The sequence below is a fragment of the Alteromonas sp. BL110 genome (genome assembly GCF_003443615.1).
In the GTDB taxonomy this organism is placed as follows: domain Bacteria; phylum Pseudomonadota; class Gammaproteobacteria; order Enterobacterales; family Alteromonadaceae; genus Alteromonas.
Genome location: NZ_CP031967.1, coordinates 1,515,066 through 1,538,732, shown reverse-complemented (window position 1 = coordinate 1,538,732; position 23,667 = coordinate 1,515,066). Strand labels below are relative to the sequence as shown.

The window sequence follows — 23,667 nt, the reverse complement described above, 5'->3', positions numbered from 1 at the left end:
CTGCGTCGGGTTAATACATGAAATTGCCGGTATTTATGGCATGATGGGCTATTGCTTAAAACAGGGCAGATGGAAATGGCATTTAACTTACCTCAAGCGCCGCAATGGTCGTCGCTGATAAAGTCGGGTTGTCGTGTCTTTGTTGGCGGAAATGCGGCGGTACCGCACGCGCTGGTTCAGCATCTTATAGATAACAGCGAAGGTTTCAGCGACATCGAACTGGTGCATATGTTGGCATTAGGCGATACCCGATGGGTCAAGGAAGAGTACAAAAATCTTTTTAAAGCCAATACATTCTTTATTGGTGGTGAAGCCATGCGAAAGGCTGTCGATGAAGGTCGCGCCGATTATACACCCGTTTTCCTCTCTGAAATTTCAAGCTTGTTTAGCGATGGCACGCTGGCGCTAGATGCTGCCTTGGTTAATGTAAGCCCTCCTGATGAATTCGGCTACTGCTCACTAGGCCCAGCTGTAGATATTGCTATGTCTGCTATTAGGCAAAGCAAAAAGGTCGTTGCTCAAATTAACCCTCAGGTGCCGAGAACCTCAGGGCACTCTTATATTCATATAAGTGAGATAACGGCGTGTATAGAAGCGGAGGAGCCACTAGTAGAAGTGACGCCGCCGCCAATAGATTCAGTCGCAGAACGTATTGGCCAGTACGTATCTATGCTGGTGGATGATGGCGCAACGCTTCAGTTTGGTATTGGAAAAATACCCAGCGCCACGCTGAAATACCTGTGTAATCACAAAGATTTAGGCATCCACAGTGAAATGCTTACCGATAGTATTATCGAACTGTTGGAATCTGGTGCTATCACCAACAAGAAAAAGACGTTTCACCCCGGTAAAATTGTTACCAGTTTTGCTATTGGTACCCGCCAGTTATACGATTTAATCGACAGCAACCCGCATATTGAATTTTACCCAAGCAGTTATGTAAACAAGCCGACTAATATTGCCAAAAACGACAATATGGTTGCTATAAACAGTGCCCTAGAAGTGGACTTAACCGGGCAGGTGGTGGCCGACTCACTGGGCTATGACTTTTACAGTGGTATAGGTGGACAGGTAGATTTCGTCACTGGCGCGTCTATTAGTAAAGGCGGTAAAGCCATTATTGCACTTCCTTCAACTGCGAAAAATGAAACTATCTCGCGCATTACACCGCGTATAAGTGAAGGCGCAGGCGTGGTAACTTCCCGCGGTAATGTACAGTATGTGGTAACCGAATATGGTATAGCGTCACTTAAGGGTAAAAGTATTCGAGAACGTGCTCTAGAGCTTATACGCGTGGCCCATCCTAAGTTCCGCGCGGCACTTTTAGAAGAAGTGCGTCAGCATTATTGGGTGCCCCATTATCAAGAAAAATACCCCACAGATATCCCAGAGCTGGGCGCTATTCAGCTTAAAAAGCTCAACATTCAAGGGGAGACGTTTTATATGCGCCCGCTGAATCCGGCGGATGAAAGACGGCTGCAGGAATTTTTCTATTCCCACACTAAAGAGACGTTAAGGTTGCGCTACAACTACGACCCCAAACAAATGTCTCGCGAGAAATCGTGTAACCTGGTGTCGGTGGATCAAAGTGCTGATGCGGCGCTGTGTATTGTGAGGCAAGAAGGCTCGCGCATTACTATTCACGCGGTAGGCCGCTTCTACTACAACCCAAACGACAATACCTGCGAAGCTGCCTTTGTTACTCGTGAAACCCAGCAAGGGAAAGGCATGGCAAGCCGCTTGTTGAACGAGCTTATCACAGTAGCAAAAACAAGGGGCATAGCGAAAATGATGGCCTATGTACGTGGAGATAATAGCCCCATGATCACTATTTTTGAACAAGCCCAATTTAAACGAAAATTTACTGGCGACCCCAGTGACATAGAGTTAGTTCTAGACGTGGCAGCACTGCATGACAATTAAAATTTTTCGCGGCAAGCACGGTACTAAACACGACTTAGGCAAGGACCACCCCGAATCGCCAGACCGTTTATTCGCCATTGACGACCAATTACTTTCTTCAGGGCTCGATATGGTATGTGAGCATGCTGATGCCACTCCCATTGCTGAAGCCTACCTGAAACTAGCGCACGACCCATATTATGTGAAAAGTGTGTTTGAGCATGCAGCTCAATCTATCTTTAATGACCACGAGAAAACGCTGTATTCAGATAACAAAGACAATGTGGCTTGGTTAGATGAAGACACAGGTTTAATGCGCCACAGCTTAAATGCTGCGCTGGAGTCAGCCGGTGCAGGGTGTAATGCTGTCGATTGGGTTATGAAAGGCAATGATAGGCAAGCCTTCTGTGCCACTAGACCCCCTGGGCATCATGCGACATACGACAGTGCTATGGGATTTTGTATTTTCAATAACATTGCTATAGCTGCTCGCTACGCGCTTCAAAACTACGAACTAAAACGAGTAGCCATTGTCGATTTTGACGTGCACCACGGTAATGGCACCGAGCAAATAGTTGCCGGTGATCAGCGCATTATGCTTTGCAGTAGCTTTCAGCACCCGTTCTATCCGCACAGTGGTTCTCCGGTGTTAGCAAGTAATATTCTGTCCGTACCACTCGAGGCAGGTGCTACCGGTGAGGTTTTTAGGGAGAAAGTAAAGCATTGGTTTGACGCATTACGCAACTTTCAACCTGAACTAATTTTTATCTCTGCCGGTTTTGATGCTCATGCTGAAGATCCAATGGCCCATCTACGCCTAGTAGAAGATGATTATTTTTGGGTAAGCCAACAGCTTCGCGCCGTTGCCGATGCTTGTTGTGAAGGCCGCATAGTAAGTATGCTAGAAGGCGGCTACGACTTAAGTGCGTTAGGGCGCAGCGTGGTGTCGCACCTAAAAGGCATGAGTCGTCCTATTGAAGAAACACAATAGGACGACGGGTTATATAACCTCAACAATCTTTCAGCCTACGCCAGCCAAGCTGATAGCATATAAAGTCCTGCGCCTAGCATAGCTAGGTTTTCGGTTAATGAGATAAAGCCAAGAGGTAAGTCTGAATTACCGCCCACGCAGGCACATTTAAGCTCCCGGTTATCAATATATACCGCTTTAATAACGGAAACCGCTCCAATAGCGCCGATAAAAATGGAAACCGGTGAAACCAATAGCGCAGGGAGTCCAGCAAGCATGCCAAGCCCAGCAAACGCTTCTGCAAAAGGGTATACATAAGCGTATCGAACCTGTTTCATTGCCAGTAAGTCATAGGTGATAAACTGGTTTGAGAAAGCCACTAAGTCTTGTAGCTTTTGCAGGGCAAGTATCACCATTGCCACACCAATAAAATTCAATACAAAAGGCTCAATGCCTGTTGGTAGACCGCCTTTGAACATAAGCGCGAATACCATAAGTGCCGCTAAAGAAAAAATTACGATAATAGGTGTGTAGCGCGACCCAAATTCACTTTCTTGCTTTAAATTGAAGTAATCTCTTAAATCGTCATAACCGCCAATACGCCTATCGTCTATAAACGTCTGTGGGGTTGTTTTCACACCGTGCTTCTCTTTAAATGCGTCGGTTTCACTTCGGTTAGTTAAATGATGATCATCAACCTCATAGCCTTTCCTCTCGAGCAAGTCTTTCGATTTGAGTCCAAAAGGGCAAATATGCTCTGGGGTAACCATGCGATAAAGTACTGCGCGCTTAGACATTGGGAACTCCTTGTAAAGCTTTCAGATAAAAAGCAATGTGCGTGCAAGATTTGCCCGTTTTTTGCTCTATCTAAAGTGATATTGCGAGATACAAAGAGGGTTACATAATTTGTGCCAGCGTTTTAGCAGAAGCAACCTGTAGCATCGGTATTTATAACGGCACCTGCATAGGGAAGTTGCGTGGTGTAGCTTACCACTTGTTCGACGAGGTTTTTGCCCGTAAAGCAGCCGTAGCCCGTTGCGTAAGGGCCTAGATAGCGAAGTTGGTTTTGTTTGTCTAACACGATAAGTGCTGGCACGGCCTCAAGCATAGCCGCTAGTTTAGGTACATCTTCCACATTCAATCTAACTTGGTGAAAGTCGTCGCCGAGTTTCGAGAGAAGCTGAGACTGGTGTGGTGTTGTAAGCGTGTCGCAATAGCAGCGGGACTGTGTACCCACATGAATAACTGATCCTGCGTAGATGTTCTTACTTTTTAACAATTCAACGAGGGATGCGTCAAAGTTTGGCGCCGTAGTGCGGTGCAGCAATTCGCCGTTGGGGTCGAAGTCTGATAGCTGACGCTGACTATATACTAATAGGGCAGAGAGTAGCCCTATCGCCCATATTACAAGTAGCAGCCAGCTCGCCTCTTTACGCATGAGGCAAAACGCCTTCATCTTTGTTTTACGTTTTGTGTTTAGAGCTTAAAGCTTAAAGCGCTCAATTGCGCTGCGCATGCGCTGAGATATTTGTGATAACACTTCCACTTCACCTGCAAGCGACTCAGCGGTAGCAAGCTCTTCAGAAGTAAGCTCACTCAAACGCGCAGTGCTTTGTGCAATGGATGCTGAAGCGGTTTCTTGTTCCACAGCAGAGGTGGCAATTTCAGTCATGCTCTCACTGGCTTCGCGAATTTGCTGCATAATTTCGGTCATAGCCGAGGTAGCGCTTTCACTTGAAACAACGGCTTCATCGACCAGTTGTATGCAGGTTTGCATTTGATCAACCGAGCTTGCCGTTTGGGCAACAAGTTGTTCGGTAATACTAGTAATTTGGTCTGCACTTTCTTTTGAACGAATTGCAAGAGTGCGTACTTCGTCGGCTACCACGGCGAAGCCGCGACCGTGTTCACCAGCGCGGGCTGATTCAATAGCAGCGTTAAGCGCCAGCAAATTAGTTTGTTCAGCCACAGCAGTAATTGAGCGCATGGCATCAGAAATATGAGAACACTGTTCATTTAGCGCTGTGTTAGTTTGCGCTGCCGCATTCAGTGTATTACGCAACGAGTCGATAGTATGGCTGGATTTAGATATAGAATCCCGCGTAGACTGAGACGCATTTTGCGCTGCCGACGCTTTGTCACTAGCAAGGGTAGTTTGCTCTGTTGAAAGCTGCATGGTTTGCGCAATTTCTTCTGAAGATGCCGATACCATGGCAAGCTCTTGGTCGGTATTTTTGGTGATTTCAAACATGTTATTTGCCGCTAACTCCATATTTGAAGCCCCTTTCACCACTTCATCAGTCAAATTAGAAGCAAGCTCAATGAGCGATTTCACTTGATCAATAAGTTCAGCGAAAGGCCTTACTATTTTATTGTCGCGATTTAGCTCAACAGACAAATCAAGTTTGCCATCAGTTTGCTGCATGGTTTCAATGGCTAGGCGCAGTTCGGCGGCGCCTGCGCCTTCTTGGTGGGCTTGCTTGGCCATGTAAATCAACACACCACCCTCTGTTAATGCAAATGCTGCGTGCATAAGTAACATAGTAAAGGCGACATGACCCTCTTCAAAAATAATTACTGGCGCACCGCCTGCCTGCAGGAAAAAGAACGAAATATGATGAACAGCCACAACCGCAGTTCCTGTTGCAACCACTTTCCAGTCTCGGAAATAAGAAAGAAAGGCAAGAAGTACGAAGATTTCAAAATGAACTTCAATTAACCCAAAAGATTGATGAATATGAAGTGCAGTGAGTAGCTGCACACCTATAGCCATTGCATGACGGCTTATCGCCGAGTAAGGGTTTTGAAGGCTGAGTATAAGGGGCAAAGCTGCAATGGGAACTCCAAAGATAAACGCAGGTAGAAGTTCACCAGTAAACACACCAATAGCTACAGCAATCAGTAATTGTACAACAATGACAACGCGAAAAATTTTGTGACCTTCAAGGAGCCAAGGGTACTGCATGCCAATCTCCAATGATTGTTTTGGAATAAGTGTAGGTTAAAAATTGTAGGTGTGCTAATTTCGCCCCAGTCTACGCAAATCGTGGCGTCTACGCTATTTGACTTTGGTATAGGTGTTATAATTCTTACAAAACTTTAATGCGCTGAAGCCCATGTAAACTAAGGACTCGTTTATGCCCGCTATCGCTTTTTTGTCGACCGATAATCTTGAAGATTTTTTTGTCTATGACGAACTGTTAATCCCGTTTTTTGAAAAACGCGGGTGGACTGTTAAAACCGTCTCTTGGCGTAGCACATCAGCAAATTGGGATAAGTTCGACTATGTTATTGTTCGCAGCACATGGGATTATCAGCAGCACGCTGAAGACTTTTTAGCTTGTTTAGAAAGCATTGAAGCGTCGAGTGCGGTGTTATTGAACCCGTTATCGTTGATGAAGTGGAATATTGAAAAGCACTACCTGAAAGACTTACAAAGCAAAGGGGTTCCTATTGTCGAAACAATGTGGGGAAGCGAGTTTAATAACAATGTTATAGAGGAAGCATTTGCACAATTTAGCTGTGACACCGTGGTGGTTAAACCCACGCTTAGTGCTAACGCTGATGATACCTTCAAACTTTATGCTGCTGACTGGCGTCAGGGGCATGTGAATCAGGCAGTACTTTACAACACATTTCATCAGCGGGATTTTATGGTCCAGCCGTTTTTAAGTAGTGTTGTTGATGAAGGGGAGTACTCATTATTTTATTTCGGTGGGGATTTCAGTCACGCCATTAAGAAGGTGCCACAAGAAGGCGACTTTCGCGTACAAGAAGAGCATGGCGGTAGCTTACACTCTATTTTTGTAGACAGTGAACAATTGACTATTGCTGAAAAAGCCTTGGCAGCTATGCCGTGTGATGCGTTGTACGCGCGGGTTGATTTGGTGAAACAAAACAATTACTGGGCGATAATGGAGCTTGAGCTTATCGAGCCCTCACTGTATTTCAACTTAGATGCGCAATCCCCACTTCGCTTTGTAGAAGCTTTATTAAAATTTCACGAACCCGCACACTGAGCCGATTGTAAAAAGGCTTGCGACTGAATATCGCAAGCCTTTTAAAAAATATAATATCCCTTCGCGTTTTGCTTAAAGCCTAGTGTTTATAGCTGTTTCCCTTTGAAGCACTGCGCTCTACACGAGATATTTGTCTTTGCGACTTGTCTCGACTGGTGTGTTTCACCGACCTATTGCTACTGGCTCGCTCGATTCGTTTGGGCTTGCTTGTCTCGCGAGCAATTGAGCGATGTTGCGGACTTGTTCTCTCAACACGCTGGCGGTTGATGTTTTGCTTCGTCGGTCGTTGCGTTGTTTGACCTTGGTTAGCGTAGCGCTTCGACTCTGAGACCGACGTTATGCGAGCGGGTTTGTCCTGTTTTAACGCTTTTAATGTATTATCTCGTGTTGGCCTCTTACTGCTAGCTACCGCTTGATTTCGTTTCAGCGCATGCTCTATCGATTGCTTGCGCTTTACAGTATCTTGCTTTCTCTGAAGGCGACTTTCTCTTAGCGGTGTTACTTGTTTAGGCTCAATCGTTCGCTTTATCGGTTTAGCATTATCGGTACGTGTCACAGATTTAACTGAGCGCTTGTTGTCGTTATGCGTTGCACGGTTTGCCGTTCTAATATGTTTATTAGACACATGTTTTGCACGCGTTACACCACTATGTTCATAGCGCGCAGGCGCACTGTGAACTACGCGGTTAGAATAACGTGCCCGGCGATGCACAGCGTTGTGCTCCCATCGGCGATAGTCGCGGCTAACTACGCGTTTTCTCGGGCTGCCGTGATAATACTTGCGCAAGGGTTCGCGATGAATGACCACATGACGGTTGTGCCAATGCACACCGCCAAAGAAAAAGAATGCAGAAAGGCGAACGCTTGGAGACCAATATACATTGCTATGGTGATGGTAGCTTACATGGTGTCTCCAACGAATTGGAGAGACTGGGTGCCACCAGTGACCGTATACAACATGTGGGTCGTAATAAGGTACATATACCACTTCTCGATTGCGCGGCTCTATGTAAATGATTTCTCGAGTGCTTTCACGTTCTCTTTCAACTTCAATGTAGTCGTTAGTTACCAAGTTACCTGTGTTATGAGCATGCTGCCTAAGCACCTGAACACGATCTAACACTCGGCTTTGATCAATAAGTACATTGTCGCCAAGCTGCTGTAACCACTCAAGATCATTGGCCATAGTATTAAGTAGCTCGGTGAATGGAGCGAGCGCTTTTACGCTCGGGTCCCAACTTACGCCATCTAATACACCCTCTACTTGCTCAGGCGTTAGATGCTTATTACTTTGACGCCAACGATCGGCTGCAACTACATCTAAAGGGTAGGTAGAGGCGATTAAAATATGAGTAAGCAGGGTGTCGGGGTATAGGGCAATGGGCGCAAGTGCACTATCTAATTCTGCATCAGAATATTGCTGAGTTGCAGACGACACCTGAGCAAGGCTTGTATTCGACTGAGCAAGTGCAGGCAGTGCCTGCGCACTGGACAGTGCTATAACTATTGATAAGGTTATGTTTCTCATACATTCTCCTTACATTGCTATGCTGCAAAGCCGCTGCTTTTTGCGCGCAATGTGGTAAGTCTGTATACATTATGCTCGAACGATAATTAACCGAAACTGAATAGAAAACGCCCACGTAGATGTGGGCGCTTTTAGAAGATATTAATATTAGCGTTTATGGCTTTGCCAATGTCCCTAGTTATTTGAATACATGCGGGTCGAAGGCGTGACCGAGCTTCTCTGTCTTCGTTTTAAGGTAGTGTTTGTTGTCTTTAGTAATACCGTGATCGATCGGTTTTCTTGCTACAACATCTATTCCCAGTGCTTTTAGCGCGGCAAGCTTCTTAGGGTTATTTGTCATTAGCTCCACGTGTTTAACATTGAGGGTGTCTAACATAAGCTTGCAGATGTCGTAGCTTCTAAGGTCTGCGTCAAAACCAAGGTGTTCATTAGCTTCAACGGTGTCCATGCCACTATCTTGAAGGTTATAAGCGCGGATTTTGTTTAAAAGACCAATGCCCCGACCTTCTTGGCGTAAGTAAAGCAGTACACCATGACCGTTATCTACAATATTTTGCATGGCTTTTTCTAACTGAAAACCACAGTCGCAGCGGGTACTAAATAAAGAGTCACCGGTTAAACATTCTGAATGAATACGAATAGGCACTACGTCATCTTCTTTCCACTCTCCGTAAGAAAGAGCGACGTGCTCTTGACCACTGGCTTCAACAAAGCCGTGTATTTTAAAATCACCCATGCGTGTGGGTAATTTTGCGGTACTGACATATTCGTATTTAGGCTGTTTGCTACTCATGTTACTTCTACACTTTGGACAGTGGGCAATAAGTGGGGATGACTTCTATTTTTGCAAGTCTACCACTTTATTATACGCGAGTTGACGCTTGTGCTATCACTTTTTTCGTAAAGCGTGTATCAGGGATAGTTATCAGAGGGGTTTAAACTCTCGTAAAGGCGCGGGTTTAGCAACACCGTAGCCCTGGGCGAAATCAATACCCATTTTTCCTAGCTGTGCCATGGTACCTTCATCTTCAACAAATTCGCCAACTGTTTGCATACCCATGGCCTTTGCTACATCGTTAATTGAAGCAACCATAGCCGTGTCTACACTATCGTTGAGCATGTCTTTAATAAACATACCGTCAATTTTTACCTGACTCACGGGTAGGCTTTTAAGATAGTTGTACGACGAAAATCCACTGCCGAAATCGTCTAGGGCAAAAGAGCACCCGAGGCGGTTAAAGGTACGCATGAAGGCGAGGGTGACTTCCATTTTAATGATGGCTACCGACTCTATAACCTCAAAACATATTTTGTTATAAGGGATATTGAAGGTTTCGAATGCATTTAAGATGAACAAGGTAAAATCTCTATCTGCCAGTGAGTGGCAGTTAAGGTTGATGCTGCATCGTTTCAACTTTGCAAGGTGCTCAGGGTTTTCAGCCAGCCATTTGAATGTGTTCGTTACGACCCATTTATCAACACTGACATTCATCTCAAACCGCTCAGCAGTGGGTAAAAAGTTGGCGGGCTCAACAAGGTTTCCGTCTTTTTCCCTAAGGCGTAGAAGGACTTCGTAGTAGTGCCCGTCGCTGGCTTTACTTAATGGTCTTAGCGATTGATAAAAAAGCTCGAAGCGACCTTCTTCTAACGCGTTGTTAATAGAGGATACCCAATCAAGCTCGCGCTGGTAGCGCTGCATACTTTCATCATCTTTGTTGTATCTATGAACCTGATTTCTGCCTTGCTCTTTAGCGAAGTAGCATGCGGCATCGGCCATACTCAAATATTGACCTGGGTCGACGTCGGTATCGTCGCATACCACCATACCTATACTCACGCCTAAGTTGAAAATGCGGTTGTCCCACATAAAGCGATAAGCCTGCACAGCGTTGAGGATCTTTATGGCATTTACATAAACGGCATCGCTATCGATATCTGAATAAATAATACCAAACTCATCGCCACCAAGGCGGCCTAATTGCGCGTCTGGAAGCAAGGTGTTCTCAATCAAGCGGGCAATATCTTTAATAAGTACATCGCCAGCTTTGTGGCCACAGGTATCATTAACGACTTTAAACCTGTCGAGATCTAAAAATAGTAAACAAACTGGGGTGTCGATTGCGTTCACTACTTTATCTTTAAACATGGATTCAAACTTGCGTCGGTTATAAACGCCAGTCAGCGAGTCATGGGTAGCTAAATACTGCAGGCTTAAGTCTGACTGTTTCTTTTCTGTGATATCTACAATAGAGCCGTAAAGAAAGTTACCTTCGTCATTTTCTCGGATTTGACAGGATAGGGAGAACCAAAACTCACTGCCGTCGCGTCGCCTACCTCTAATTTCCTTTCCAGTAACATGGCCGTTTTGTGAAATTTCGCCGAGTAAAACCTGCCGGTCTTCCACACTGGCGTAGAACACTTTTGTATTTTCTGCTTCAGCAAGCATCTCCTCTTCGTTTTCATAGCCGAATACGTTACACATGGCCGGGTTGACGGAAATAAGCTTTCCATCCCACGTTGAGGTGTAGTGCCCTTCCGCTGAGTGTCGGAATAAGTCATAGAAGTGATTCAAGCTTGATATTGTTTCAGCTTGTGTAGAAAGCTGGCGCTGATTTAACACGTCTTCTTTAGCGATGACAGCAAAGCCAAAACACAGAAAGCCGATAGTGAGAAAGAACAGCATTCCGATAGCAACGTCTGCGGTATAAACCAAGTTACTGAACAGGTTTTGTGTGACTAACGCATAAAATGCAAAAAAGGAAAGCCAGGCAAGAATGTAGGTGATACTTACTGTGCGACTCCCTTTATCTTTAAATACTAATGCCAGTAAAACATGATAAAGCCCCATGCCCGCGGTTAGCAGCAGAATCGTGATGGACGTTGTATAAGTGTTAACCGTAAAACAGAATGCAGTAGCTGCAACAGGTGTAAGATAACTCAAAGAGCGCAAAACAATGGGAATACGGATGAAAAGATGGTGTGTTACTTTAGCAATGCACAGTAACAACATGCAAAAACAGACCGCATAGAAGTGCTCGCTGCCGTTAGTCAGTCTTGGCCAAATTGCGAGTCCTCCTGCCGTTATAAATAACAGGGTTATAAGAACGAGCGAGGACATGGTGAGCCAGAACCGGGTGGCAATGCGCTGATACAGATAAGAAAACAGGAAATAGAGCGCAATTAACGCCATGATACCCGTTACCGCACCAAGCAGAGTAAGCATATTGGTGTCATGCTGTGCGAGTAAATCTCTTTCCCACAAAGTGATTGGAAAGTACTTAAGCCCTTCGTCTTTTACTGCGATGAGTAAGCGAGCATCCTGATAAGGCTGAAGAGTAAAAGAAAGTCGTATATTAGGCAGTGGCTGCTTTAAAGAGTAATCACCTTTCCCTGCTTGGTACCGGTAGGATTTGATGATTCGTTCGCTGCTATCAAGAAGAAATATCTGTAAATCGTCAACGTTCAAGCGGTCAATATTAAGCACTAACGGGATAGGGCTATAGCCTGTATGAATCAGTTCGGTGGAATACCATATGCGTTCATCGGAAAAAGAGGCGTTGGCTGAGGTGTCCTTTGTGTTTCCATTTAAAACATCAAAATATGTGGCGCTAGTGGGGGCGACAGACAAACGTGCATGGAGATTAATAATCTCCCGCTCAAAGGACTCATTGACAGTAAGCTGATTACTAGCCGAAACGTTTAGGCTTAGCAACATCCAACTGACGAGCAAAGCTGATACGTACTTAAATAGCCGGGCTATTACCACTCGTTAATTCCTTGAACCACATAGTAAGAGGATGTTTATAAAGGCGAAATATGTGTCGTTAAGCCCTCTGATCCTTCGGATGCTTCCCTTAGAATAATACTAGTTTTAACGAAAAGCCAAACCCAACGTACAGTGGTAATTCAGGTGTTATGCTTGCAAAAGGTAGTTAAAAATTACCGATGGCGACTGCTGCGTGCCTATGGGCTCTAGCCATATCGCTTCGCAAAGCCACTCTATACAAAGCATACACTGTAAATCTGCGTCGCTCGCATTTACTGTGATGACCGCTTGAAACCGGTCAGCTCCCCAATCTGTTTCTGAGAGTTTGAAATTAAACAAAGCACAAAATTGCTCCGCCCACTGTTGAGTTTTAAGTGGGGTAGCGGGTAACGCCACGCGAATTTCTACACTGCCTTCGTTAACAAGAACGTGTTGTAGAATGTCTTCTTTAGTGAGGTTTTGCATAGAAGTTATCAATTTATTGGCTTTAGTAAACCCGCTCGCTTTAAAAAGTGTATATAGTACAACATAAAAACAATAGCGTTAAACTAAGCGTATTAAGGACGAGGTATGCTAACACTTCACCATTTGAATAACTCTCGCTCACAGCGAATTTTGTGGCTTTTAGAAGAGCTGGGCTTAGAGTATAAAATAGAATTCTATCAGCGAGACAGCAATACGAATCTAGCGCCTGATTCGCTGCGGACTGTTCATCCATTGGGGCGCTCGCCGGTGCTTACTACGCCACATGGAGCGATTGCAGAATCTGGCGCTATTGTGGAATATTTAGTACGCCATCACGCTATCGACGCCTTTGCTGTGCCCCAAGACCCCGAGGCACTTCAACAATATTGGTTCTGGCTGCATTTCGCTGAAGGTTCATTAATGCCGCCATTGGTGGCGAATTTGGTGTTAGAAAAAGCACGTCAAAAAGGCTCGAAACCCTTTTTTATCAAGCCTATCACCAACAAGTTAATAGACGGCATTCTCAATGCCTACTATGGCCCTAACTTGGCGCAGAGTTTACGATACGTAGAATCTTACTTAGCGAAAAATAATTGGTTCGCAGGTGATGCGCCTAGCGGTGCCGATGTTCAGATGATATTTCCGCTTGAATCACTGGTGGCCAGTGGACGAGCTAAAGACTTTACCGCTATCCAAGGATACGTAAAGCGTGTTCATGCTAGAGAAGCTTACAAAGCAGCGTTAAAAAAAGGCGGTGAGTACGCTTACGCTTAGCGTGTGCGGCTCAATGTGTTGCTACACGCTTTGGCCGGTGGGAAGATAATCCTATAGCTGGCTGTTAAGCCTTTAGTGATCGCGGTTTATATAGTCGTTGATGAGCTGAATAAAGGCCTCTCCATAGCGCTCGAGTTTGGTTTGGCCCACACCACTTACCTCTAGTAGCGTGTTGCGCGTAGTAGGGAGTTTACACGCCATGTCAACCAAAGTAGCGTCGCTAAATACCACATACGGCGGCACTTCATTTTCTTCTGCCAACACTTTGCGCAGGTGTTTAAGGCGCGTAAACAGGGTTCTGTCATAGTTAGCGGGCGCTTGCTTAGCCTTTTTCTTATCGGGCTTAAACTCAAGTCGCGGTACGGCCAATTGAACGGCGACTTCGCCTTTTAGCACAGGCCGCGCAGCTTCTGTCAATCTCAACGCGGCGTGAGCAGTTATATCAACGCGAATAAGCCCTTTGTGAACAAGCTGGTTGATAATATTATGCCAGTAGCTGTCCGATTTATCCTTACCTATGCCATAGGTAGAAAGCTGATGATGGCCAGCTTCCTGAAGGCGTCTTAGCTGCTTGCCTCGCAGAACGTCAATTACATACTGGCTAGACGCTTGTTGTGAAAGCCTTAGTACGCACGACAGTACTTTTTGTGCTATCACTAAACCGTCAATCATTTTAGGCGGGTCTAGGCAGATATCACAGTTGCCACAGGCGCTGTCGCTGAATTGTGAAAAATAGTTCAGCAGTACTTGCCTGCGGCAGGTCTGCGCCTCGGAAAAGGCTTCCATAGCCGCAAATTTTTGCAGCTCTATTTGGTTACGTTCGGCTATTTCGCCTTGCTCTATCCATTGTTTTACCCGAGCCGCGTCTTTTTCGTCAAATAACAATAAAGCTTCAGACTCTAAGCCATCTCGCCCGGCGCGCCCGGTCTCTTGGTAATAGCTTTCAACACTGCGCGGTACGTCATGGTGCACGACGTAACGCACATTTGATTTGTTGATACCCATTCCAAAGGCAACTGTAGCAACCACAATATCGATTTTGTCGTTTAGGAATTGGCGTTGTACCAATTCTCGTTCGTCGTTATCCATACCGGCGTGATAAGCCGCGCAGCGAAACCCCTGCTTAAACAACTTTGCGTGAAGGTCGTCGACTTTAGCGCGGCTGTTGCAGTAAATAATGCCGCTACCTTCTTGCTGCTTTACATAAGCCACAACTTGATCGAAAGCCTTGTACTTACTCATTACACGGTAGCGAATATTAGGTCTGTCGAAGCTTCCTTTGTAAACGAGCGGGTCGTTTAGGTTTAGCTGCGTCAGTATGTCTACTTGAGTCGCTGAATCTGCTGTGGCCGTTAAGCCGATGACTGGAATAGTGGGAAAACGAGACTTTATTTGCCCTAGAGCGCGATAATCTTGCCTAAAATCGTGACCCCAATGGGAAACGCAGTGCGCTTCATCAATGGCAAATAAGGCTATATCGGCGTGCGCTAGCGACTGCTGAAAGTAGTACTGCATTAAACGTTCAGGCGAGACGTAAAGCAAATCTAGTTTGCCTGCTTGGAGTGCATCGTTTATGCGCGCTTGTTCGTCGGCTTCCAACGTTGAATTAAGGTAGGCGGCATTTACGCCCAGCGCTTTTAGCTGCTCTACCTGATCTTGCATCAAGGAAATAAGCGGTGAAACAACAATAGCGGTACCAGTTCGCACCAGTGCAGGAATTTGATAGCACAGCGATTTACCGCCACCTGTAGGCAGCAGAACAAGTGCGTCTTTTCCTTCACATACTTGGTGAATGACTTCGCCTTGACCATCGCGAAAAGCATCGTAACCAAATACCTCTTTTAAGATGGTTTCAGGTGTTTTTGCTCGCTGGGTTTCAGGCGTTAATTCTGATGGCGCTATTGCAGTTGTCATGGTGCAGGATTTTACGCGTTTTTAGGCTTGGCTTCACGGGTCAATTTAAAAAACTAGACTAAAATGCAGCGATGACGTGGGTAATCACTGTGTAACCGAACAAGCTCGTATGCTTTTTGAACAAGTAATGTGTCGGGATGACGCCGAACCAACGAAGGGCCTAATGTCACATAAACGAATCTGATTAGGTGATATTGGTTGGATTAATTTCCTCGCTTGATGTGTTCAGTAGTAATGTTGTGGGTACAGTCACAATAAGTGGATTACACAATGCCTATCAATGAAGAGACTACGGTTAATAAGAATTTAAACCACCAAATTATGATCGATCATGTCATTACGCTTTTTCGTGATAATATGCCCTTTAATCAACTGTTAGGCTTGGAGTTTGTTACACAAGATACCGGTCTAGATACACAGATTTCGTTGCATCTTAATTGGCAACCTACGCTTACCGGTAATCCTTTGCAAAAAATTCTACACGGCGGCGTAACAGCGACTATGCTAGACACCATCGGTGGTTTAGTTTCAATTATAGAGACCATCAAGCAAACCACAGAAGAGCACCTTGCAGATTTGCAGATTAGATTGCCCACCATGGGTACAGTTGATATGCGTGTTGATTACCTGCGGCCAGGACGAGGCGAACGCTTTATTGCGACCGCAGCGATTATACGCAAAGGCACTAAATTAGTGGTTTGCAGAATGGAATTGCACAACGAAAAAGGCGATCACATAGCCTTCGGCACAGGTACTTACATGCTGGGATAGCATTCTTATCGATAGGTATGCACCATCCCTTAACTTTAGTGCTTATGTGAGTAAAGGACGTTAGCGATATAATGGGAGGTGTAGCATGGCAGAGCCATTACCTGATTTAATTGAAGAGATTGTCACTGAAAGTATGGCAGACGATCCGGCTACCTTACTTGCTGCTTTAAGCGGGCAAGATGAGGTTTATATCGCATCACTGCTAGAGTCACTGCCAGTTGAAGAGCGTTTAGCCGTGTGGGATGGCATCTCTCGCGACCGTAAGCTTGATGTACTTGTTGAGATGCGTAGTGACCCGCGTGAAATCCTTATCGACAATACGCCTCACAATGAATGGACGTCGATATTTGCTGATATTGACGCAGAAGATCTACTGGAGCTACTTGATTCGTTGCCAAAGCGCCTCGTCGATATGGCGTATGAGTCACTTGACTCCAAAGAGCGAAAGTACTTCAGAGAAGCCACACAATTTCCCGATAATCAAATAGGGCACTGGGTGAACCACGAACAGTTAGTGCTGCCGTCGAACGCAAAAGTACGCGAGGGTTTGCGCTTATTAAGGCGCGATATACCTCAGCACTGCGACAGTATTTTTCTTGTGAATCGGTCCGGCCAGTTTTCAGCCCTGGTTAAAATTAGCCACCTGTTTAATGCACAAGATCACGTGTCGCTATTTGATTTATCTGAAGAAAACGTGACTACTATCCAAGGAGAGGATGACACCATGAATGCATCGCTCCTTGTGCAGCGTTCAGGTCTGGCGTCGCTGCCGGTAGTTGATGAGAGCAACAAACTGTTAGGTCGATTAGATGTGTCCTCGGCGAGTGAATTGGTCAATGAATTTTACGAACGCCAGGTGATGGCTTCGGCCGGTATGGATGAAGACGAAGATTTATTCTCGCCTGTAGCAAAAAGTGCGAAAAACCGCGCCCTATGGCTTGGCATTAATTTGCTTACCGCGTTTATGGCATCATGGTTCATAGGGCTATTTGAGGGCACGCTTCAACAGGTTGTTGCCCTAGCGGTTTTAATGCCAGTAGTGGCAAGTATGGGTGGCATTGCAGGTAGCCAAACGCTTACCTTGATTGTACGCGGGCTTGCATTAGGACAGGTGACCCCAGCTAACTTACGGGCGCTAATGGTTAAAGAGCTCAAAGTAGGCGGGGTGAATGGCGTAATATGGGCGCTGGTAATAGGTGTTGTGGCATATTTCTGGTTCACCGACGCTATGCTTGGCTTAGTAATTTGTCTAGCTATACTGTTCAACATTGTGGCTGCAGCCTTGGCTGGAGTGTTTGTCCCCGTCATTTTGGACAAGCTAAAAATAGACCCTGCGCTATCTGGCTCGGTCATCTTGACTACTGTCACCGATATTGTAGGTTTTGTGGCGTTTTTGGGTTTGGGAACGCTCTTCCTTCTGTAACCCGTATACTGCGGTATGCTTAAATATTGCATAAAGGCCTCGTGCTTATAAGGTAACGGCTTATAAGTACGAGGGGCTCTTCATAATCAGCTAGGCCTTAAACGCGGAACATTTCGCGCAGTTTACAACCTTTGCCGCATTGGAAAGCGTTAAGGGTTGAGTATTCATCTAACCTGATGAACAATACGCGCCTTCTTACCCTGAATCTCGTTGGAGCCCGCCGTGTCTAAGCAAGCCAGTGCCGCCCAAGTTGGCGTAATTTGCGCGATTGCCGCATACAGTATGTGGGGTGTTGCACCTGTTTACTTCAAACAGTTGATGGTATTACCCGCCGCTGAAATACTTATGCACAGGGTAATTTGGTCTGTTGTGCTTTTAGTTGGACTTATCGCTGCATTAAAGCAATGGCCAAAAGTGGGGGCAGCGCTTCGCAATAAGCGGGTTATGCAGATTTTGTTCGTAGCCGGGCTGCTGCTGGGAGCAAACTGGCTTTTGTTCATCTGGGCGATTAATAACGACCATATTCTTGATGCTAGCCTTGGCTATTACATTAACCCTCTTATCAACGTTTTCTTAGGCCGGTTATTTTTAGGTGAGAGACTACGCAATCTTCAGCGCGTAGCGGTTGGGCTTGCTGTGATTGGCGTTGCCATTCTTATTTTCTCTTACGGTCACGTGCCGTGGATTGCCTTAGTACTTGCAGGAAGCTTCAGCGTGTACGGTTTGTTGCGTAAGCAGGTGGCAGTAGATTCGCTACCGGGCCTTTTTATTGAAACCTTAATGTTATCGCCACTAGCTATCGTCTACTGGGTATTCTTTGGTTCTGAATACAGTAACTTATTTAATAACGACGCCACCCTAAACTCCCTTATCCTAGCGGCTGGTATTGTTACCACTGCGCCGTTACTTTGCTTTACCGCTGCAGCGCGACGTATTATGTATTCAACTTTAGGCTTTTTTCAGTATATAGGGCCAACGCTTATGTTTATATTGGCCGTCTATCTTTATGGCGAGCCCCTTGAAGAGTCGCGTTTGGTTACTTTCGGGTTTGTGTGGCTTGCGCTTATTTTGTTTAGTGCCGACTCGTTGGTTAATTACCGCAGCCAACGAAAAGCTCAAAAGCTTGTAGTAGAGTAGGGGGCTGTTCTTGCAGTCCTGCGAGACGTAAAACCATACGCAAAGCAGCAGTTTAAAGCGCCCAGTTGCACAAGCAGTGCGCTTTTATCGATAGTAGTGCAGTGTGGGAAAATACTGAGTTACGCCATGTAGGTTAGGCGAGGTTTGTTTAAGTAATGAAGCTAAAGCCAAAGCAAAAAAGTTAAAGTAAAGAACCTTGCTCTTGGTGAGGTGCATCGGGTGGCTCGCACTTGACCTGATTTCGTCCGCTATTTTTGGCGGCGTACAGCTGTTTATCAGCCAGGCTTAATAGTTTATCCACCCTTTGGGTGTGGGCGCCACTTGCTCCAATACTGCAGGTAACTTTTATATCGGTTTTGGGAAGCTGGATAACTTCAGCTTCCACCACTTTTCTGAAATCTTCCAAGCGTTCGCAGGCTTCATCAAGTTGCGTTGAAGGCATGTAAATACAAAACTCCTCACCACCAAAGCGCGAAATAATTTCATCAGGGAAGTAAAACTCAATAAGTGCGGCTACGGCCTTAAGCACAATGTCACCGGCGTCGTGACCATGGGTGTCGTTAATCGACTTAAAGAAGTCCAGGTCGATAAGTGCCAGGGCATGATCATCAGATAAATATTGATGCTGTACCGTGACCATGTAAAAGAAGTGGCGTCTGTTGGGTAGGCCGGTTAAATAATCCGTATTTGCTACGCGGCGTATTTCCTCAACACTTTCGATATATTCCACGTTTTGCATTACGCGACACAAAAACTCTTCATGGCAGTAAGGTACGCGTAAGAAATCATTAGCGCCGCTTTTGATAAAGTGCGCAGACATTAGCATGCCTTTACCTCCAGCAATGCCCATTATGGCTAGCTGTTCTTTAGAAAATGCTTTCCTTAAGCTGGCGACAAAATGGGTGCCCGTCATGTCGGGTAGCGTGTTATCGGTAATAACAAGACGCACATTTTTATGTTCAGAAAGGCACTGCATTGCGTCGGTAGCCGTTAAACATTCAAACGCTATAAAGTTATGTCGCTGAAGTAATGAAACCGTTTTTGAGCGCAAAACACGATTGGTACTTACCACTACAACGCCGGTAGATTTGTTTTTTTCTAGACGGCTTATCAGACGGTTTAGGTAGTCGTAGTTTTGTGAATTTTCTTTAGGAATGTAATCGACAACATCTCGTTCAAGCACCTTGTCGCGAATAGCATTGTCTAGGTTTTCGGTTGTCGCAATGGTAGGAATGAAAGATTCAACGGCAAAGTCGATGGCTTCACCTTTTGGCGCATCGGGTAATGAGTAAGCAACAATGGCGCACAAAAAACTTTCAGGTATTTCTTGTGCAAAGCGTGCCTTTCCTTCGGTAAGCGACGTTGCGCCCACAGGCGTAAGACTCGAGCGGCGTACTAGCTTCGCGATTAGTTCAAGGTTACCTTCACCATTTTCGATGATCAGCACGTGTTGCTGCATACATTCCAACTTAGAGTTAGGCTACCTTGCCAATTAATAACGTTACGCTTTCTCCAGCTTTGCGTAAGCAAGTACCAGCCATTTGCTGCCAAATTCATCGAAGTTTACTTGAACTCGGCCATGCTCACCACTACCTTCGTAGTTAAGCACAATGCCTTCCCCGAATTTACGGTGCACAACGCGCTCACCTAAACTAAAGCCTGTTTCTTCAAAACTGGCGTGCGAGGTCGCTTGGCTAAAGCGATTATGTACAGGCCGCGAAATGGTGGATTTAAGCCTGACTTCTTCCACACAATCTGCTGGCATCTCGCGAATAAAGCGCGAAGCCGTATGATACTTGTCTTGACCATATAATCGACGACTTTCTGCGTAAGTGATATACAACTTTTGCATAGCGCGGGTCATACCAACATAGCAAAGTCTGCGTTCCTCTTCCATTCGACCTGGTTCGTCGTTAGTCATCTGGCTAGGGAACATACCTTCTTCCACGCCGGCTAAGAACACCAATGGAAACTCAAGGCCTTTGGCTGTGTGGATAGTCATCATCTGCACCGCATCTTGGTCTTTATCCGCTTGGGTTTCCCCGGCTTCAAGTGAAGCGTGGGCCAAAAACGCGGCCAGCGGCGACATTTCTTCGGCTTCTTCGGGAACGATAAAGGTTTTACAAGCACTGACCAGTTCTTCTAAGTTTTCCAGTCGTGCCTGGGCCTTTTCACCGCGCTCAGCTTGGTACATGGCGTACAGGCCAGATTGGCGAATGGCTTTATCGGCCTGCTGATCCAGAGGCTCGTCTAATGTGGCTTGTTCAAGCTCTGTAATTAGTAATACAAAGCTTTGCATAGCGTTTAGTGCACGGCCTTTAAAGCCACCTTCGTTTATAAGCAGCTGGCTGGCTTGCCACATAGAACAGTTGTGCATGCGCGCAGTATCGCGCACTTGCGAAAGGGTTTTTTCACCAATACCGCGACTTGGGGTATTTACCACACGCTCGAAAGCAGCGTCATCGTGCGGGTGGCTCACCATACGCATGTAGCCTAAGGCATCTTTAATTTCTTGGCGTTCGAAGAAGCGCAAACCACCGTAGATGCGATAGGCCAACCCTTCATGTAATAACGCTTCTTCCAGTACACGGGACTGGGCGTTGTTTCTGTAAAGAATAGCGGTGTCGCTAAGAGCGTTGCCTTGATTTAGCCAGTCTTTAATTTTTGAAACAATAAAGCGCGCTTCGTCGAGCTCGTTAAAACCCGCATAAACAGAAATAAGTTCTCCCTGGGCGTCTTCTGTCCACAACTCTTTCCCTAAACGGCCAGTATTATTGTCGATAACCGTATTCGCTGCTTTCAGAATGTTCCCGGTAGAACGGTAATTCTGCTCAAGGCGAATAGTGGTAGGCTCATTAAAGTCTTTTAGGAAATGCTGAATATTATCTACGTTTGCACCGCGCCAGCCGTAAATAGACTGATCGTCGTCGCCAACAATCATAATGTTATTATTGTCGCCGCTGCATAGCATACGAAGCCATGCATATTGGATGTTGTTGGTATCTTGGAACTCGTCAACTAACACAGCACGGAAACGGCGCTGGTAGTGAGCCAACACCTCAGGGTTCTTTGCCCACAATTCATGAGCGCGCAGCAATAGCTCAGCAAAATCAACCAAGCCTGAACGGTCGCAGGCGTCTTGATATGCAGCGTAGACCTCGCGCATGGTCTTTTGGATATGATCGCCATGGGTCTCGATGTGCTGAGGGCGCAGACCTTCGTCTTTATTACCATTTATATACCACTGGATTTGTCGAGGGGCCCAATGTTTTTCATCTAAATTCATGGCTTTCAGAATGCGGCGAATCAGACGATACTGATCGTCAGAATCGATTATCTGAAAGTTTTCAGGCAAATTAGCTTCAGCGTGGTGCGCACGCAATAGGCGATGTGCAAGCCCGTGGAAGGTACCAATCCACATATTGTGCAGGCTGCGCCCCATTAATGATTCAATACGGCCGCGCATCTCTTTCGCTGCCTTATTAGTAAAGGTAACCGCTAGAATAGAAAAAGGTGCGATGTTTTCGACTTCCATCAACCACGCAATGCGATGCACTAATACACGGGTTTTACCACTACCTGCACCAGCTAATACTAGAGCATTAGATAATGGGGCTGCTACTGCTTCACGCTGTTTGTCGTTAAGCTCGTCTAGCAGTCGAGATACATCCATAGTTGGCACCTGTAAGTTGATATTGTTACACATTCAGCAGCACGCTATTATGCCATCAGCCTGTTAATTTATACAGTCCAGTTTTTTTACCCTTTTCGCCAAATAAAAGAACGGTTATTTACCTATTTTAAGGCGTGCGGTTATACGCATCCCTTAATGAAATAAACGGGCGTTTTAACTAGTGTAATTAAATAGTGATAGAGCCAAGTGCGGTCAAAGAAAGATTCAAAGGTGCACAACTGAAAGATACAGTTATTAGCTATAACGAATTAATACGATAAATTGATCGAATTATGCGCTTGGCAGGTATCACATCGGTATTGCATCACGCCAAACTCGGGTAAACTTTCCGCTCGTTTATCTTGGTTATCTCTGCACTTTCATACAAGGCGAGAGTTAGCAAAAGAGTTAAGCTATTTTAGACAAGCTGAAAAAGCACACAGCCCCAACTTTTAATCGACAAACATTGGCACACAAACAGCACATTAACGGGATATGCTTATGACCGCACTTTCTACGCCCATCGATTTCTGGTCGACGCTCAAACAAGAAGCGCAAATTGTTGCTGACAACGAACCTTTGCTATCTAGCTATGTACATGCCAGTGTTCTTGCGCACCATAATTTCGAGTCGTCGCTAAGCTTCATTCTGTCAAACAAAATGGCAGATGACGTAATGCCTGCGCTTGCTATACGTGAGGTGTTTGACGAAGCCTACTTGTTAGAGCCAGGCATTAGCGAGGCCGCTATTGCTGACATTATGGCGATTAATGCGCGCGATGCCGCAGTGAACGATTACCTTACCCCTTTACTGCACTTCAAGGGTTTCCATGCCGTGCAGGTGCATCGAATGGCGCATTACCTTTGGGTTCACGGGCGCCATCAGTTAGCCCTGTTTTTGCAAAGTCGTAACTCATCAAGCTTTGGCGTAGACATACATCCAGCAGCGCGAATTGGTAAGGGTGTTATGTTCGACCACGCTACCGGTATTGTCGTGGGTGAGACTGCGGTAGTAGAAGACAATGTATCTATTTTGCAAAGCGTTACGCTGGGCGGTACGGGTAATGAATCGGGCGATCGTCACCCCAAAATTCGCCAAGGCGTGTTAATTGGCGCTGGAGCCAAAATCTTAGGAAATATCGAGATAGGTGAAGGCTCAAAAGTCGGCGCTGGTAGCGTAGTACTTAACAGTGTTCCAGCCCACGTGACCGTGGTGGGCGTTCCTGCGAAAGTGGTTGGGAGACCAGTTTGTCAAAGCCCCTGCGAATCCATGCGCCAAAACGTCCTAGAAGATAACTAAAATTGCGGGGTCAGAGTCCTGACTCT

General features: G+C 45.8%; 18 protein-coding genes. 8 read left to right on the top strand and 10 right to left on the bottom strand.

Going from position 1 to position 23,667, the window contains the following annotated elements; all coding sequences use genetic code 11:
* The first annotated feature begins 75 nt into the window (after positions 1-75).
* Positions 76-1,923 carry a bifunctional acetyl-CoA hydrolase/transferase family protein/GNAT family N-acetyltransferase gene (locus D1814_RS06680; RefSeq protein ID WP_118495329.1) on the top strand — a complete coding sequence of 616 codons (1,848 nt, stop codon included), beginning with the start codon at positions 76-78 and terminating at the stop codon, positions 1,921-1,923.
* A complete protein-coding gene (locus D1814_RS06675) occupies positions 1,913-2,893 on the top strand; it encodes a histone deacetylase family protein (RefSeq protein ID WP_118490739.1) in 981 nt (326 codons plus the stop codon). The genes D1814_RS06680 and D1814_RS06675 overlap by 11 nt, the downstream gene beginning before the upstream one ends.
* Positions 2,894-2,928: 35 nt before the next feature.
* Here the strand turns inward: D1814_RS06675 and D1814_RS06670 are convergent, their stop codons facing one another.
* From D1814_RS06670 to D1814_RS06660, 3 genes are all read right to left on the bottom strand, one after another.
* Entirely contained in the window at positions 2,929-3,669 is a 741-nt protein-coding gene (locus D1814_RS06670) for a MauE/DoxX family redox-associated membrane protein (protein WP_118490737.1), read from the bottom strand.
* Positions 3,670-3,791: 122 nt separating this feature from the next.
* Positions 3,792-4,310, bottom strand: a complete 519-nt coding sequence (locus D1814_RS06665) for a DUF6436 domain-containing protein (RefSeq protein ID WP_118490735.1) — start codon at positions 4,308-4,310, stop codon at positions 3,792-3,794.
* Positions 4,311-4,355: 45 nt separating this feature from the next.
* Positions 4,356-5,837, bottom strand: coding sequence for a methyl-accepting chemotaxis protein (locus tag D1814_RS06660; RefSeq protein WP_118490733.1), 1,482 nt, complete (start codon positions 5,835-5,837; stop codon positions 4,356-4,358).
* 172 nt (positions 5,838-6,009) lie between these two features.
* Between D1814_RS06660 and D1814_RS06655 the strand changes: the two genes are divergently transcribed.
* On the top strand, positions 6,010-6,891 hold the full coding sequence (locus tag D1814_RS06655) for an ATP-grasp domain-containing protein (protein WP_118490731.1): 882 nt from the start codon (positions 6,010-6,012) through the stop codon (positions 6,889-6,891).
* Between the two features lie 79 nt (positions 6,892-6,970).
* Here D1814_RS06655 and D1814_RS06650 read toward each other — a convergent pair whose 3' ends face one another.
* The 4 genes from D1814_RS06650 to D1814_RS06635 form a co-directional block, all read right to left on the bottom strand.
* Positions 6,971-8,419, bottom strand: a complete 1,449-nt coding sequence (locus D1814_RS06650; protein ID WP_118490729.1) for a DUF3300 domain-containing protein — start codon at positions 8,417-8,419, stop codon at positions 6,971-6,973.
* Positions 8,420-8,597: 178 nt separating this feature from the next.
* Positions 8,598-9,212 carry a GTP cyclohydrolase II gene (ribA, locus tag D1814_RS06645; protein WP_014947836.1) on the bottom strand — a complete coding sequence of 205 codons (615 nt, stop codon included), beginning with the start codon at positions 9,210-9,212 and terminating at the stop codon, positions 8,598-8,600.
* A gap of 132 nt (positions 9,213-9,344) precedes the next feature.
* Positions 9,345-12,185, bottom strand: a complete 2,841-nt coding sequence (locus D1814_RS06640) for an EAL domain-containing protein (protein WP_118490727.1) — start codon at positions 12,183-12,185, stop codon at positions 9,345-9,347.
* A gap of 147 nt (positions 12,186-12,332) precedes the next feature.
* On the bottom strand, positions 12,333-12,650 hold the full coding sequence (locus D1814_RS06635; protein WP_118490725.1) for a DUF3630 family protein: 318 nt from the start codon (positions 12,648-12,650) through the stop codon (positions 12,333-12,335).
* Positions 12,651-12,755: 105 nt separating this feature from the next.
* Between D1814_RS06635 and D1814_RS06630 the strand changes: the two genes are divergently transcribed.
* Positions 12,756-13,424, top strand: coding sequence for a glutathione S-transferase (locus tag D1814_RS06630; RefSeq protein WP_118490723.1), 669 nt, complete (start codon positions 12,756-12,758; stop codon positions 13,422-13,424).
* Positions 13,425-13,496: 72 nt separating this feature from the next.
* Here the strand turns inward: D1814_RS06630 and recQ are convergent, their stop codons facing one another.
* Complete coding sequence (gene recQ, locus D1814_RS06625; protein WP_118490721.1) at positions 13,497-15,338, bottom strand: DNA helicase RecQ; 1,842 nt, start codon at positions 15,336-15,338, stop codon at positions 13,497-13,499.
* Positions 15,339-15,608: 270 nt separating this feature from the next.
* On the opposite strand from recQ, the gene D1814_RS06620 reads away from it, so the two are divergent.
* From D1814_RS06620 to rarD, 3 genes are all read left to right on the top strand, one after another.
* On the top strand, positions 15,609-16,109 hold the full coding sequence (locus D1814_RS06620; RefSeq protein WP_118490719.1) for a thioesterase family protein: 501 nt from the start codon (positions 15,609-15,611) through the stop codon (positions 16,107-16,109).
* Positions 16,110-16,194: 85 nt separating this feature from the next.
* Complete coding sequence (locus tag D1814_RS06615) at positions 16,195-17,532, top strand: magnesium transporter (RefSeq protein WP_118490717.1); 1,338 nt, start codon at positions 16,195-16,197, stop codon at positions 17,530-17,532.
* A 222-nt stretch (positions 17,533-17,754) separates the two neighbouring features.
* On the top strand, positions 17,755-18,669 hold the full coding sequence (gene rarD, locus D1814_RS06610) for an EamA family transporter RarD (RefSeq protein WP_118490715.1): 915 nt from the start codon (positions 17,755-17,757) through the stop codon (positions 18,667-18,669).
* Positions 18,670-18,850: 181 nt separating this feature from the next.
* Here rarD and D1814_RS06605 read toward each other — a convergent pair whose 3' ends face one another.
* Together D1814_RS06605 and uvrD are read right to left on the bottom strand one after the other, a co-directional pair.
* Positions 18,851-20,128, bottom strand: coding sequence for a GGDEF domain-containing response regulator (locus D1814_RS06605; RefSeq protein WP_118490713.1), 1,278 nt, complete (start codon positions 20,126-20,128; stop codon positions 18,851-18,853).
* Positions 20,129-20,170: 42 nt separating this feature from the next.
* Positions 20,171-22,342 carry a DNA helicase II gene (uvrD, locus tag D1814_RS06600; RefSeq protein WP_118490711.1) on the bottom strand — a complete coding sequence of 724 codons (2,172 nt, stop codon included), beginning with the start codon at positions 22,340-22,342 and terminating at the stop codon, positions 20,171-20,173.
* Positions 22,343-22,843: 501 nt separating this feature from the next.
* Between uvrD and cysE the strand changes: the two genes are divergently transcribed.
* The gene (gene cysE, locus D1814_RS06595) at positions 22,844-23,641 is read left to right on the top strand and encodes a serine O-acetyltransferase (protein ID WP_118490709.1); all 798 of its coding nucleotides are present in this window, start codon (positions 22,844-22,846) and stop codon (positions 23,639-23,641) included.
* Positions 23,642-23,667: the final 26 nt, after the last annotated feature.

Excerpts from the sequence above, each read along its gene's own strand:
- D1814_RS06680 (WP_118495329.1), top strand. The coding sequence starts at position 76 with ATGGCATTTAACTTACCTCAAGCGCCGCAATGGTCGTCGCTGATAAAG.
- D1814_RS06675 (WP_118490739.1), top strand. The coding sequence starts at position 1,913 with ATGACAATTAAAATTTTTCGCGGCAAGCACGGTACTAAACACGACTTA.
- D1814_RS06670 (WP_118490737.1), bottom strand. The coding sequence starts at position 3,669 with ATGTCTAAGCGCGCAGTACTTTATCGCATGGTTACCCCAGAGCATATT.
- D1814_RS06665 (WP_118490735.1), bottom strand. The coding sequence starts at position 4,310 with ATGCGTAAAGAGGCGAGCTGGCTGCTACTTGTAATATGGGCGATAGGG.
- D1814_RS06660 (WP_118490733.1), bottom strand. The coding sequence starts at position 5,837 with ATGCAGTACCCTTGGCTCCTTGAAGGTCACAAAATTTTTCGCGTTGTC.
- D1814_RS06655 (WP_118490731.1), top strand. The coding sequence starts at position 6,010 with ATGCCCGCTATCGCTTTTTTGTCGACCGATAATCTTGAAGATTTTTTT.
- D1814_RS06650 (WP_118490729.1), bottom strand. The coding sequence starts at position 8,419 with ATGAGAAACATAACCTTATCAATAGTTATAGCACTGTCCAGTGCGCAG.
- ribA (WP_014947836.1), bottom strand. The coding sequence starts at position 9,212 with ATGAGTAGCAAACAGCCTAAATACGAATATGTCAGTACCGCAAAATTA.
- D1814_RS06635 (WP_118490725.1), bottom strand. The coding sequence starts at position 12,650 with ATGCAAAACCTCACTAAAGAAGACATTCTACAACACGTTCTTGTTAAC.
- D1814_RS06630 (WP_118490723.1), top strand. The coding sequence starts at position 12,756 with ATGCTAACACTTCACCATTTGAATAACTCTCGCTCACAGCGAATTTTG.
- recQ (WP_118490721.1), bottom strand. The coding sequence starts at position 15,338 with ATGACAACTGCAATAGCGCCATCAGAATTAACGCCTGAAACCCAGCGA.
- D1814_RS06620 (WP_118490719.1), top strand. The coding sequence starts at position 15,609 with ATGCCTATCAATGAAGAGACTACGGTTAATAAGAATTTAAACCACCAA.
- D1814_RS06615 (WP_118490717.1), top strand. The coding sequence starts at position 16,195 with ATGGCAGAGCCATTACCTGATTTAATTGAAGAGATTGTCACTGAAAGT.
- D1814_RS06605 (WP_118490713.1), bottom strand. The coding sequence starts at position 20,128 with ATGCAGCAACACGTGCTGATCATCGAAAATGGTGAAGGTAACCTTGAA.
- uvrD (WP_118490711.1), bottom strand. The coding sequence starts at position 22,342 with ATGGATGTATCTCGACTGCTAGACGAGCTTAACGACAAACAGCGTGAA.
- cysE (WP_118490709.1), top strand. The coding sequence starts at position 22,844 with ATGACCGCACTTTCTACGCCCATCGATTTCTGGTCGACGCTCAAACAA.